An 11653-nucleotide genomic window follows, 5' to 3' on the forward strand; every position below is an offset into this window, starting at 1 on the left:
CATGAACAGGCGTCATTATAATGACGCCATCGGTAAATGCTACGTTATCCGTTGATTATCCTGCGACGCTCGCAAAGAATTTATGATAATCGGTCGCGGCGAGGACGTTTTCAAGGTTCGCCACCAGCTCGCGCAGCCCCTGCTCATCCTCGTGGGTAAAGCGGTTGAAGACCGTGCTGTCGATATCCAGTACACCAATAATCTGATTATTCACTTTCAGAGGAAGTACGATTTCAGCATTGCTGGCGCTGTCGCAGGCGATATGCCCGTCGAACGCGTGGACATCATCAACACGCTGCACCTGGTCCTGCGCCACCGCGGTACCACACACGCCGCGCCCGACCGGAATACGTACGCAGGCCAGCTTGCCCTGGAAGGGTCCCAGCACCAGCGTCTCGCCTTCCAGCAGATAGAAACCGGCCCAGTTCACATCAGACAGACGTTCGAAAAGCAACGCGCTGGTATTCGCCAGCGTGGCTAAAAAACTGGTTTCACCTGCCATCAATGCCTGAAAGTCACGGTTCAAATCCGCGTAGAATTCTGTTTTGTTCATTATTCAATCACTTGGTTGTCTTACAAAATTACAGCATAGCCTATTAAAATACGCATTATTTACGTTCATGCTCAAGATGAATCCATTCATGAGTTAAGATAACTATTAACTATCCTTTTTTAGCGCGACCGATGGCTCTTAAAACACCGAAAATAACACCGGCGAAAAAGATTACTGTGCATGCGGTTGGCGATGCGCTGCCCCGTGCACATTATCAGCGTTGTCCGCAATGCGATACGCTTTTTACGTTGCCAAAGATGAAATCATACCAAAGTGCTTTCTGCCCGCGCTGCAACGCAAAAATCCGCGATGGCCGCGACTGGTCCCTGACGCGACTGGCCGCGATGGCCGTCACCATGATGCTGCTGATGCCCTTTGCCTGGAGCGAACCGCTGCTCAGTTTGCACCTGCTGGGTGTGCGTATTGACGCCAACCTGCTGGAGGGGATCTGGCAGATGACCCGCCAGGGCGATCCCCTCACCGCCTCGATGGTACTGTTCTGCACCGTCGGCGCGCCGGTAGTGCTGGTGGCCGCCATCGCCTACCTGTGGTTTGGCAATATTCTGGGGATGAACCTGCGCCCGGTGCTTCTGATGCTCGAGAGGCTTAAGGAGTGGGTGATGCTGGATATCTACCTGGTGGGGATCGTCGTGGCGTCAATCAAGGTGCAGGATTACGCCTGGCTGCAGCCCGGCAGTGGTCTGTTCGCCTTTATCGCGCTGGTGATCCTCAGCATTCTCACAATGATCCACCTGAACGTGGAGCAGCTCTGGGAGCGGTTTTACCCCCAGCGCCCTGCCACCCGCTACAACACCGATTTGCGGGTCTGTCTGGGCTGTCACTATACCGGGCTACCCGACGCGCGCGGTCGCTGCCCGCGCTGCCATATTCCGCTGCGCCTGCGCCGCCATAACAGTCTGCAAAAATGCTGGGCGGCGCTGATCGCCTCGCTAATACTGCTGTTACCGGCTAACCTGCTGCCCATCTCGGTGATTTACGTCAACGGTGCACGCCAGGAAGATACCATTATGTCGGGCATCGTCTCGCTGGCGCAGAGCAACATCGCCGTCGCGGCCGTGGTGTTCATCGCCAGTATTCTGGTGCCCTTTACCAAAGTCGTGGTGATGTTTACCCTGCTCGTCAGCATTCATTTTAAATGTGAACAGGGGCTAAGAACCCGCATACTGCTGTTGCGTTTCGTTACCTGGATTGGCCGCTGGTCAATGCTGGATCTGTTTGTTATTTCGTTGATGATGTCGCTGATCAATCGCGATCAGCTCCTTGCTTTTACTATGGGACCCGCGGCGCTCTATTTCGGTACTGCGGTGATATTGACTATTCTTGCAGTGGAATGGCTGGATAGCCGCTTACTTTGGGATGCACATGAGTCAGGAAACGCCAGCTTCGCCGACTGAAGCGCGAGTTAAAACAAAACGTCGTATTTCGCCTTTCTGGTTACTGCCGGTTATCGCTCTGATGATCGCCGGCTGGTTAATCTGGACCAGTTATGAAGATCGCGGCAATACCATTACCATTGATTTCCAGAGCGCCGACGGTATCGTTGCGGGCCGTACGCCCGTGCGTTTCCAGGGGGTTGAGGTGGGCACCGTCCAGGATATTTCTCTGGACAAGAACCTGAATAAAATTGAGGTTCGCGCCAGCATCAAGTCCGATATGAAAGACGCCCTGCGGGAAGAGACGCAGTTCTGGCTGGTGACGCCAAAAGCCTCGCTGGCGGGCGTTTCCGGGCTGGATGCGCTGGTCGGCGGCAACTACATCGGCATGATGCCGGGCAAAGGTGAGCCAAAGGATCACTTTACCGCCCTGGATACGCAGCCGAAGTACCGGCTCAACAACGGCGATCTGATGATTCATCTCCACGCCCCGGATCTGGGCTCACTGAACAGCGGGTCGCTGGTCTATTTCCGCAAGATCCCCGTGGGCCGCGTCTACGACTACGCCATCACCCCCAATAAGCAGGGGGTGACCATCGACGTGCTGATTGAACGACGCTTCACCTCGCTGGTGAAAAAAGGGAGCCGCTTCTGGAACGTCTCTGGCGTCGATGCCGACCTGAGCCTGAGCGGGGCCAAAGTGAAGCTGGAAAGCCTCGCGGCGCTGGTGAATGGTGCCATCGCCTTCGATTCGCCGGAAGGCTCCGAGCCCGCCACACAGGAAGATGATTTCGGCCTGTACAAAGATCTGGCCCACAGCCAGCGCGGCGTGATCGTCAAGCTCACCCTCCCCTCTGCGGATGGCCTCAAGGCCGACTCCACGCCGCTGATGTATCAGGGGCTACAGGTAGGTCAGCTCACCAAAATGACGCTGAATCCTGGCGGCCTGGTGACCGGTGAGATGACCGTTGATCCCAGCGTGGTCGATCTGCTGCGGGAAAAAACGCGTATCGAAATGCGCAGCCCTAAGCTGTCCCTCAGCAACCCCAGCGTCAGCAGCCTGCTCACCGGCAGTACCTTTGAGCTGATCCCCGGCGGCGGCGAACCGGTCAATCAGTTTACTATCGCCCCTGCCGATAAGGCGCTGTTACAAAAACCAGGTGTCCTGACCGTAAGCCTTAGCGCGCCGGAAAGCTACGGTATCGACGCCGGTCAGCCGCTGATTCTGCACGGCGTGCAGATTGGTCAGGTGCTTGAGCGGTCGTTAACCAGCAAAGGGGTTACCTTTGAGGTGGCGATCGATCCGCAGTACCGCGAGCTGGTGCATGGCGACAGCAAATTCGTGGTCAACAGCCGGGTGGATGTCAAAGTCGGGCTCGACGGGGTCGAGTTCCTGGCGGCCAGCGCCAGCGAGTGGATCAGCGGCGGGATCCGTATCCTGCCGGGTGAGAAAGGCGCCATGCGCGACAGCTACCCGTTGTATGCCAACCTGGACAAAGCCCTCGAAAACAGCCTGAGCGATCTGCCGACCACCACCCTCACGCTGGTAGCCGACACCCTGCCGGACGTGCAGGCGGGCTCGGTGGTGCTGTATCGCAAATTCGAAGTGGGCGAGGTGATCCTTGTGCGCCCGCGCGCAAATGCCTTTGATATCGAACTGCATATCAAACCGGAGTACCGCAAGCTGCTGACCAGCAACAGCGTGTTCTGGGCCGAAGGCGGGGCCAAGGTGCAGCTCAACGGCAGCGGTCTGACGGTGCAGGCCTCCCCGCTCTCCCGTGCCCTGCGCGGCGCCATCAGCTTTGACAACCTGAGCGGTGCCAGCGCCAGCCAGCGTAAAGGTGACAAGCGGATCCTCTATCCGTCTGAAACTGCCGCCCGCGCGGTGGGCGGTCAGATCACCCTGCACGCCTTTGATGCCGGCAAGCTCGCGGAAGGGATGCCGGTGCGCTATCTGGGGATTGATATTGGTCAGGTCCAGAGCCTGAAGCTGATTACCGCCCGCAATGAAGTGCAGGCCACGGCGGTGCTGTATCCGGAATATGTCGATAACTTCGCCCGCGCCGGAACGCGTTTCTCGGTGATCACCCCGCAGATTTCCGCCGCAGGCGTGGAGCATCTGGATACTATCCTCCAGCCCTATATCAACGTCGAGCCCGGACAGGGCAAACCGCGCCGCGATTTTGAGTTGCAGGAAGCGACCATCACCGACTCACGCTATCTCGATGGCCTGAGCATTGTGGTGGAAGTGCCGGATGCGGCATCGCTCGATATCGGTACGCCGGTGCTGTTCCGCGGAATGGAAGTGGGCACGGTCACTGGCCTGACGTTGGGGACGCTTTCCGACAGGGTGATGGTGGCCCTGCGCATCAGCGATCGTTATCAGCATCTGGTGCGGAACAACTCGGTCTTCTGGCTGGCCTCCGGCTACTCGCTCGATTTCGGCCTGACCGGCGGGGTAGTGAAAACCGGGACCTTCAACCAGTTTATCCGTGGGGGGATCGCCTTCGCGACGCCACCGGGCACGCCGCTGGCACCGAAATCCCAGCCCGGCAAGCACTTCCTGTTGCAGGAGAGCGAGCCGAAAGAGTGGCGCACCTGGGGAACCGCCCTGCCACGTTAATGCCTGCGCTCCGGTGTCAACCCACCGGAGCCTTTGTGGTACACTGCGCGCCTCTTTTACTCCCTGTGGTGCGCTCGTGTCTCAACGTCCCGTCTATCTGCCAGATGAATTTCTGGCGCAAATGCGCCAGGCTCTGCCTGACTCTCTCGCTCTCGATGCGTTTATCGCCGCCTGCCAGCGCCCGCTGCGCCGCAGCCTGCGCGTCAATACCCTGAAAATCAGCGTGGCGGATTTCCTCACCCTGGTCGCGCCGTACGGCTGGCAACTGACGCCGGTTCCGTGGTGCGAAGAGGGATTCTGGATCGAACGTGACGACGAGGAAGCCCTGCCGCTGGGCAGTACCGCCGAGCACCTGAGCGGGCTGTTTTACATTCAGGAAGCCAGCTCCATGCTGCCGGTTGCCGCACTCTTTGCTGACGACAATACGCCATCCCGCGTGATGGACGTGGCGGCAGCCCCGGGCTCCAAAACTACCCAAATCGCCGCGCGGATGAATAATCAGGGGGCGATCCTCGCCAATGAGTTTTCCGCCAGCCGCGTTAAGGTGCTGCATGCCAATATTAGCCGCTGCGGGATCAGCAACGTGGCGTTAACCCATTTTGATGGCCGCGTCTTTGGCGCCGCCCTGCCGGAAGCTTTTGATGCGATCCTGCTGGACGCCCCCTGCTCCGGCGAAGGGGTGGTGCGCAAAGATCCCGATGCGCTGAAGAACTGGTCCGTGGCCAGCAATCTGGAGATCGCCGCCACCCAGCGCGAGCTGATCGACAGCGCCTTCCATGCCCTGCGCCCCGGCGGCACCCTGGTGTACTCCACCTGCACCCTCAACCGCGACGAGAACGAAGCGGTCTGCCTGTGGTTAAAAGAGCAGTATCCCGACGCCGTGGAGTTTCTGCCGCTGAACGACCTGTTCGCCAGCGCCAGTGAATGCGTCACGCCGGAAGGCTTCCTGCACGTCTTCCCGCACATCTACGACTGCGAAGGCTTCTTCGTGGCGCGGCTGCGCAAAACGGCCGCCATCGCGCCGCTGCCAGCCCCTAAATTCAAGGTCGGCAATTTCCCGTTTACGCCGCTAAAAACTCGTGAAGCCACGCAGATCGCCGCTGCGGCAAACCAGGCCGGTCTGCACTGGGGCGACAACCTGCGCCTGTGGCAGCGCGACAAAGAGGTGTGGTTATTCCCGACGGAGATTGAGCCGCTGATCGGCAAAGTGCGCTTCTCCCGCCTCGGCATCCGCCTGGCAGAAACCCACAATAAAGGTTACCGCTGGCAGCATGAAGCGGTGATCGCCCTGGCCAGTCAGGACAACGCCTTTGCCTTAACCCAGCAGGAAGCGGAAGAGTGGTATCGCGGCCGCGACGTCTGGCCGCAGGAGAGCCCTGCCGGAGATGATGCGGTAGTGACTTACCAGGGCTTCCCCCTCGGTCTGGCGAAAAAAGTGGGCTCACGTCTGAAGAATAGCTACCCGCGCGAGCTGGTTCGCGATGGTCGTTTGTTTACCGGTAACGGTGACGCGGGCTAAAAAAAGGCACTTTTTTACTGGCGCTTTTGCTCTCCATTGACCAGGCTGAAAAGTGGGCGACTATACTGGTCGTACCAGACCACAGCGAGATTCTGGAGAGCATTATGACGAAAACCAATGTGCGCATTGGCGCATTCGAAATCGATGATGCCGAGTTAAACGGCGATACGCAGGGCGAACGAACGTTAACCATCCCCTGCAAGTCTGACCCTGACCTGTGCATGCAGCTCGATGCCTGGGATGCAGATACCAGCGTCCCGGCACTCCTCGATGGCGAACACTCCGTACTATACCGTGAGCATTACGACCAAGGTTCCGATGCCTGGATCATGCGCCTTGCATGATTTGGAGAGAACCCGCCCGCAGGCGGGTTATTTGTCAGCGTATTTTCCCCTTCCCTGAATCATCCCCTACAATATTAATACGATAGTGAATGCTAAGGGGCATGATGTACGCACTGGTTCTGTTTATCTGTTATCTGGACGCGGGTTGCGAAGACCTGGTCGTGGACGTTTATCGCACCGAACTGCAGTGCGAGGCTTCGATGGACGATCAGCGGATCCGTCACGGCGGCTGCTATCCGGTCGAAGACTTTATCGACGGCTTCTGGCGTCCGGCTCAGGAGTATGCCGACCTCTAATCACTGTAGCTGCGCCAGAGTCAACGACCCGCCAAACACCGCCCCGGTATCGATATAGTGCAGGTTCTGGCAATCAAACCGCTGACTTAGCGGCGTATGGCCAAACCAGAAGTGATCGGCCCCGGCGATCCCCTCCTCATGACCGTTCATTAGAGCCCGCAGGCGATCCCTGTCCCACAGAATGCGCTGCTTCGCGACCGGTTTATCCCATTCATACTGCGATGACGGGTAATCGGCATGGGCAATCACGTTCACGCCGTTGGCGCAGGTGATTTCGATAATCCACGGCAGCGTTTCGCAGCGCCTGAACAGGTCGAGAGCCTGCTGCTGGTCGCCCTTTAATTCGGCAAACCAGACGCCGCCGTTCATCAACCACAGCCCGAAGCTCTTATTATGCAGGGCATCCAGCGCCATCTGCTCATGATTGCCGCGCACCGCATAAAACCAGTTTTCATTTAATAACTGCAGGCATTTGACGCTGTCCGGCCCGCGGTCGATAAGATCGCCGACGCAAATAAGTAAATCCTCATACGGATTAAAATGTCGCTGCTCTATTTCATCCATAAGCAGTTGATAACAGCCGTGAAGATCGCTTACCACCCAGACGTGTCGCCAGTTGTGACCATCAAGTTTTAGATACATAGCGCCTCCTCAGGATCAGTATAGCCCCTGCGGAATGGAGCACTGGTGAGGAGAGGAAGGCACCCTGTTTAATAACCTCAATCGTTATTAAACGAAGCGGAAATAAAGGTTTAGCAACGGTTAAATGATTATCCGATGACCTTTAAGATAATTGCAGAATTATAAAGAGGTCTTCATCGTGTCAAATACTATCCTGCCTGCTGAGGTGCCATACGCGCACCGTTCTTCCGTTATTCTCGCCCTGACGAAAGGCGATCTTACGCCCGGGCCGCTGTGGCAAAAACGCGATTACCGGCTGAAATTTTTCCTGCGCACCCTGCTGTTCTGGTCTTCGACCACCCGCATGCTGGAGACGATCGCCCGTCGCGATGATTTTTCAACCTTGCTGAAGGCACAGCCAACGCTGCCGGTGAAAACCCAGCGCCAGTACCTCACCCGCGGGCTGACGGCCGGTGAGCGCGCGGCGGCGATCCTGCACCACTACGCCTGGATTGATGCGCTACCGGATAGTAGCCTGGCGCATCTTTTTACCAGCCCGTCGCCGCTTCCGCTGCTGCAGTTCGCCACCAAAGAGGACGCCTGCTATACGATCTGCGCCACTTCCGCGGTGAAGGCCGAGCGCGAGGGCGAAACCACTCTCTGGTTACGCGCCGGGGATAATACCCTGCTGGCGAGTCTGACCTTCAGCGTCGTCGGAGAGAACGGGCGCAGCGCGCTGGTGATTGGCGGCCTGCAGGGGCCACGCCGGGATGTCGGCCGGGAGACGATTAAAAACGCCACACGGGCCTGTTATGGCCTGTTTCCGAAACGTATTCTGCTGGAAGCCGTCTTCAACCTGGCGAAGCAGTCAGATATCAGCGCCATTTACGGCGTCAGCGATGAGGGCCATGTTTTTCGCGCCCTGCGTTACCGTCTGAGCAAAGGGCGCCATCTGCACGCCAGCTACGATGAATTCTGGGCGTCACTGGGCGGTAAGCAGGACAATGCCTTCCGCTGGGCCCTGCCAGCCGGCATGGAACGCAAATCACTGGAGAGCATTGCCAGTAAAAAACGCGCCGAATACCGTCGTCGTTTTCAGCTGCTGGATGAGATTGAGCAGGCCATCCGCGTCCGGTTTTGCCGCTAATATCTGCTTTCATCGGTGACAGGCAAAAATTTAACACAAGCGCTAAAAAGCGCTGGACTTCCGCCGGGCGTAGTGTGGTATGGTTTAAGGAATAACAGAGGATGTTGCCCAACTGTTAAAGTCCGCAACAGGAAAATGCGTTTACTTTCAACAGATAAAAAGAGACCGAATACGATTCCTGTATTCGGTCCAGGGAAATGGCTCTTGGGAGAGAGCCGTGCGCTAAAAGTTGGCATTAATGCAGGCTAAGTCGCCTTGCACTTTAAGAATAGATGACGACGCCAGGTTTTCCAGTCCGCAGCAAAAGTGGCCTGAAAAAAAGCGTTAGCCTGTCCTTAAACACAAAAACCGCAATGCTTCCGAAGAGAAGCCTGCGGTTTTTTTATTGGAAGCGGGAAGCTAGCAGAGCGTATTGGCGCGCTCAATAAACGGCGCCAGACTCATCTTCTGCCCTGGGTTAGCCGGGTCATCAACCTGGATAATAGAAATCGGCTGGCCGTTGCTCTTACCGCTGTCGACCTGCTGCTGCGCCACGTCGTTCAGGGGATACTGCACCAGCGTGCTTGGGTTGATGGCATACAGCGCATGGCCCGGACGGCAGGTCAGCATCACCTCTTCCCGGTTAAACGCCCATTTATCTTTACCCACTTCAAACCGGCTAACGGTGATCACTTGCGGTGCCGCCAGCGCCGTGCCGGAACAGGCCAGCAATAAGAGAGAAAGTACTGTTTTTTTCATTGTGTTCCACCTCGTCAGAAGGGTTCCCAGGTCGCGAACAGGCTGACTGCCGCCAGAACCAGCGCCCCCAGCACAACCTCAGTCTGCGTCATCCTGATAAAATAACGTTGCTCACGTCCGTCGCCAGAACGAAATCGCGGCACCAGAACATACCGATTCACCAGCGCAATTACCACCATCATTGCCACCAGCGCACATTTCAACAACAGCAGCCGCCCCCATGCCGAGTGCCACGGCGCTACCCAGCCCTGGATCAGCAGGGTATTGATCGCCCCGGTGAGTACCACCCCGGCGACGGCCAGATGACCATAGCGCGAGAAGCGCATCATGGTATAGATGGCGGCCTCCCGCCAGCGTCCGCGCGACAGGCGCAGGCAAAAGAGCAGCGGCAATAAGCCACCCAGCCAGACGGCCGCACACAGCAGATGCAGGCCATGATTGCTGCGCTGCACCCTCCCCAGAATGCCCTCATGCATCGCCGCATGCCCGACGCCCGCCAGCAGGATAAACTGCGCGGCGGTAAACAGCAGGATCAGCGGAACGGCTTTTCGCGGTTCCAGCCAGGCAATCCAGAAGGTCATCAGGGCAAGGATAATCTGCCATAGCCAGATCCGGCCAAACTGGGTGGTGAGTACTGCAAGCCAGGTTGGTGCGCTAATAACATCCTGCCAGCCATCGCCCATCATCCCGCCCTGTAGCGCCAGCATCATCACTGCTGAGAGCAGGCCAACAGAAGCGATCGCTTTTTGCTGGCGACGAAAACGGCGCGCCAGCAGACGCCGCAGCGAGACGGGTGCCAGCCAGGCGCCGTACAGGGCGTTGCCGAACAGCACCATCAGGGCGGAAAAATGGACAAAACGCAGCGTAATGTAGCAGAACGCCAGCATTTTACTTCACGCTAAAACGGTAGCTACCCTGGGTTTTGTGACCATCCACGGAGACCACATGCCAGTCCACCCGGTAGGTGCCTGCCGTCAGCGGAGAGTTTAATGGCACGATCAGCTGGGTCGGGTCCTTCTCATTGCGTTTTACCGCCCCGGTTTCGGCGGGCTGCTGTTTATCATCCGTGACGGAAACCCCGCTAAACCGCGGCTCGATCCCCTCGGAGAAGTTGAGCGTTAATGCCTGGGGCGCCGCGTCAACGGCGGCATCGGCCGCGGGGTATTGATGCTGCAAATGGGCATGAGCAAAGACAACCGGCGTCGTCAACGTAGTCAATAACAGAGTCAGCGTGCAGAGAGCACGGGAAAGGGGTATCGCCATCACATACATTCCTTTTTGTTATGCCTGATTGTCAGAGGATAACTCTGTATAATGATCCAGTCGAGGATCATCCTGCCCGGGCTTGTCAATGCGCCGCCGTTTGGGTAACGTTGGCCCGCAAATGAAGGAGACCCTTATGAAGACTAATCTCGCCACCCTCCCCCAGGAGGAGATGGACAAAGTGAATGTAGATTTGGCCGCTGCGGGCGTAGCTTTTAAAGAGCGCTATAACATGCCGGTTATCGCTGAGGTGGTAGAGCGGGAACAACCGGCGCACCTGCGCGACTGGTTCCGCGAGCGACTGATTGCGCATCGATTAACCTCTGTTAACCTCTCGCGCCTGCCGTGGGAGCCGAAAGTTAAGTAACCTTACCCGCTGTTACAGTTCCTTACACAGATTATGCCAGGATAAAAAGCCCTGATTCATTCAGGGGCTTTATGAATCTCTGCGACTCCGTGCATAAGGAAATCACGATGTCTCACTGGACTATTGCGTCTGCTCAGTACCAGCCGACCCATCACTGCGTGGACGACCACGTATCACACCATCTGCGTTTTATCACCGCCGCCGCACGCCAGCAGTGCAATTTGCTGCTCTTTCCGGAACTCTCGTTAACCGGCCCGGTCTTACCAAACAGCCAACTCCCTGCCCCACCTGCTCGCCAGCAGCTCGCGCCGCTGCATGAGGCCGTGAAGGCGTGTAACCTCTCGGTTATTGCCGGGATCACGGTGGACGATAACGGCCAGCGTCAGCGTGGGCTGGCGTGGTTTAGCCCGGAACGGCCCCAGGCCATTCTCTACCCGCATGGCGCAGGTGCCTGTCTGGAGAGTCGACACAGCAGCGGCCTGTCTCTTGTCGATGCTCACGCCGAGCCGCCCAATATCACCCCCAACGCCACGCTGTTTACCCGCGGCATGGCGGTGAGTGAAGCTGAAAGGCCCGCCTCCTTTGCACAGTGGCAGCGTTTTGCCCATCGCTACGGGATTGCGGTGCTGGTGGCCAATCACGACGGCGGTAGCGCCCTGTGGGATGCGCGCGGACAGTTAATCCTTCGCGCCGATCCCGGCGAGCTGTTATTAACGGGTCGCTATGTAGAGCAGAGTTGGCAAGGTGAGATCATTCCATTACGCTAAACCTTTTACGGCCAGGAGAGA

13 protein-coding genes are annotated in these 11653 nt (G+C 57.6%); 8 read left to right on the plus strand and 5 right to left on the minus strand.

Annotated features, from left to right (window positions below):
* Positions 1 to 55 precede the first annotated feature (55 nt).
* Positions 56 to 553: a GAF domain-containing protein gene (locus ES815_RS23380; protein WP_142489948.1), complete on the minus strand. Its 498-nt coding sequence runs from the start codon at positions 551 to 553 to the stop codon at positions 56 to 58.
* Between the two features lie 131 nt (positions 554 to 684).
* Here ES815_RS23380 and yebS point away from each other — a divergent pair, with 131 nt between their 5' ends.
* The 5 genes from yebS to ES815_RS23405 all read left to right on the plus strand — a co-directional run bounded on the left by yebS (position 685) and on the right by ES815_RS23405 (position 6729).
* Positions 685 to 1968 (plus strand): membrane integrity lipid transport subunit YebS, encoded by a 1284-nt coding sequence (gene yebS, locus ES815_RS23385; protein ID WP_142489949.1) that lies wholly within the window; start codon positions 685 to 687, stop codon positions 1966 to 1968.
* On the plus strand, positions 1937 to 4570 hold the full coding sequence (locus ES815_RS23390; RefSeq protein ID WP_142489950.1) for a PqiB family protein: 2634 nt from the start codon (positions 1937 to 1939) through the stop codon (positions 4568 to 4570). Before yebS ends, ES815_RS23390 begins: the two co-directional genes overlap by 32 nt.
* A gap of 76 nt (positions 4571 to 4646) precedes the next feature.
* Positions 4647 to 6089 carry a 16S rRNA (cytosine(1407)-C(5))-methyltransferase RsmF gene (rsmF, locus tag ES815_RS23395; protein ID WP_142489951.1) on the plus strand — a complete coding sequence of 481 codons (1443 nt, stop codon included), beginning with the start codon at positions 4647 to 4649 and terminating at the stop codon, positions 6087 to 6089.
* A 104-nt stretch (positions 6090 to 6193) separates the two neighbouring features.
* The gene (locus ES815_RS23400) at positions 6194 to 6433 is read left to right on the plus strand and encodes a YebV family protein (protein WP_032611546.1); all 240 of its coding nucleotides are present in this window, start codon (positions 6194 to 6196) and stop codon (positions 6431 to 6433) included.
* 104 nt (positions 6434 to 6537) lie between these two features.
* Positions 6538 to 6729, plus strand: coding sequence for a YebW family protein (locus ES815_RS23405; RefSeq protein WP_142489952.1), 192 nt, complete (start codon positions 6538 to 6540; stop codon positions 6727 to 6729).
* Here ES815_RS23405 and pphA read toward each other — a convergent pair whose 3' ends face one another.
* Positions 6730 to 7371, minus strand: a complete 642-nt coding sequence (gene pphA / locus ES815_RS23410; protein ID WP_142489953.1) for a protein-serine/threonine phosphatase — start codon at positions 7369 to 7371, stop codon at positions 6730 to 6732. It abuts the gene before it with no gap.
* Positions 7372 to 7549: 178 nt separating this feature from the next.
* On the opposite strand from pphA, the gene ES815_RS23415 reads away from it, so the two are divergent.
* Complete coding sequence (locus ES815_RS23415; protein ID WP_142489954.1) at positions 7550 to 8497, plus strand: VirK/YbjX family protein; 948 nt, start codon at positions 7550 to 7552, stop codon at positions 8495 to 8497.
* 399 nt (positions 8498 to 8896) lie between these two features.
* On the opposite strand, the gene ES815_RS23420 is transcribed toward ES815_RS23415, so the two are convergent.
* From ES815_RS23420 to yobA, 3 genes are read right to left on the minus strand one after another with little or no spacing between them, the layout of a single operon-like run.
* Complete coding sequence (locus ES815_RS23420; protein WP_142489955.1) at positions 8897 to 9235, minus strand: YebY family protein; 339 nt, start codon at positions 9233 to 9235, stop codon at positions 8897 to 8899.
* Positions 9236 to 9249: 14 nt separating this feature from the next.
* Positions 9250 to 10122 carry a copper homeostasis membrane protein CopD gene (copD, locus tag ES815_RS23425; protein WP_142489956.1) on the minus strand — a complete coding sequence of 291 codons (873 nt, stop codon included), beginning with the start codon at positions 10120 to 10122 and terminating at the stop codon, positions 9250 to 9252.
* Between the two features lies 1 nt (position 10123).
* A complete protein-coding gene (gene yobA, locus ES815_RS23430) occupies positions 10124 to 10498 on the minus strand; it encodes a CopC domain-containing protein YobA (RefSeq protein WP_142489957.1) in 375 nt (124 codons plus the stop codon).
* Between the two features lie 136 nt (positions 10499 to 10634).
* Between yobA and ES815_RS23435 the strand changes: the two genes are divergently transcribed.
* A complete protein-coding gene (locus ES815_RS23435; protein ID WP_142489958.1) occupies positions 10635 to 10865 on the plus strand; it encodes a DNA polymerase III subunit theta in 231 nt (76 codons plus the stop codon).
* A 107-nt stretch (positions 10866 to 10972) separates the two neighbouring features.
* Positions 10973 to 11632, plus strand: coding sequence for a nitrilase-related carbon-nitrogen hydrolase (locus ES815_RS23440; protein ID WP_142489959.1), 660 nt, complete (start codon positions 10973 to 10975; stop codon positions 11630 to 11632).
* The last annotated feature ends 21 nt before the right edge of the window (positions 11633 to 11653 follow it).

Origin of the sequence: Leclercia adecarboxylata (assembly GCF_006874705.1) — a bacterium.
In the GTDB taxonomy this organism is placed as follows: domain Bacteria; phylum Pseudomonadota; class Gammaproteobacteria; order Enterobacterales; family Enterobacteriaceae; genus Enterobacter; species Enterobacter adecarboxylatus_C.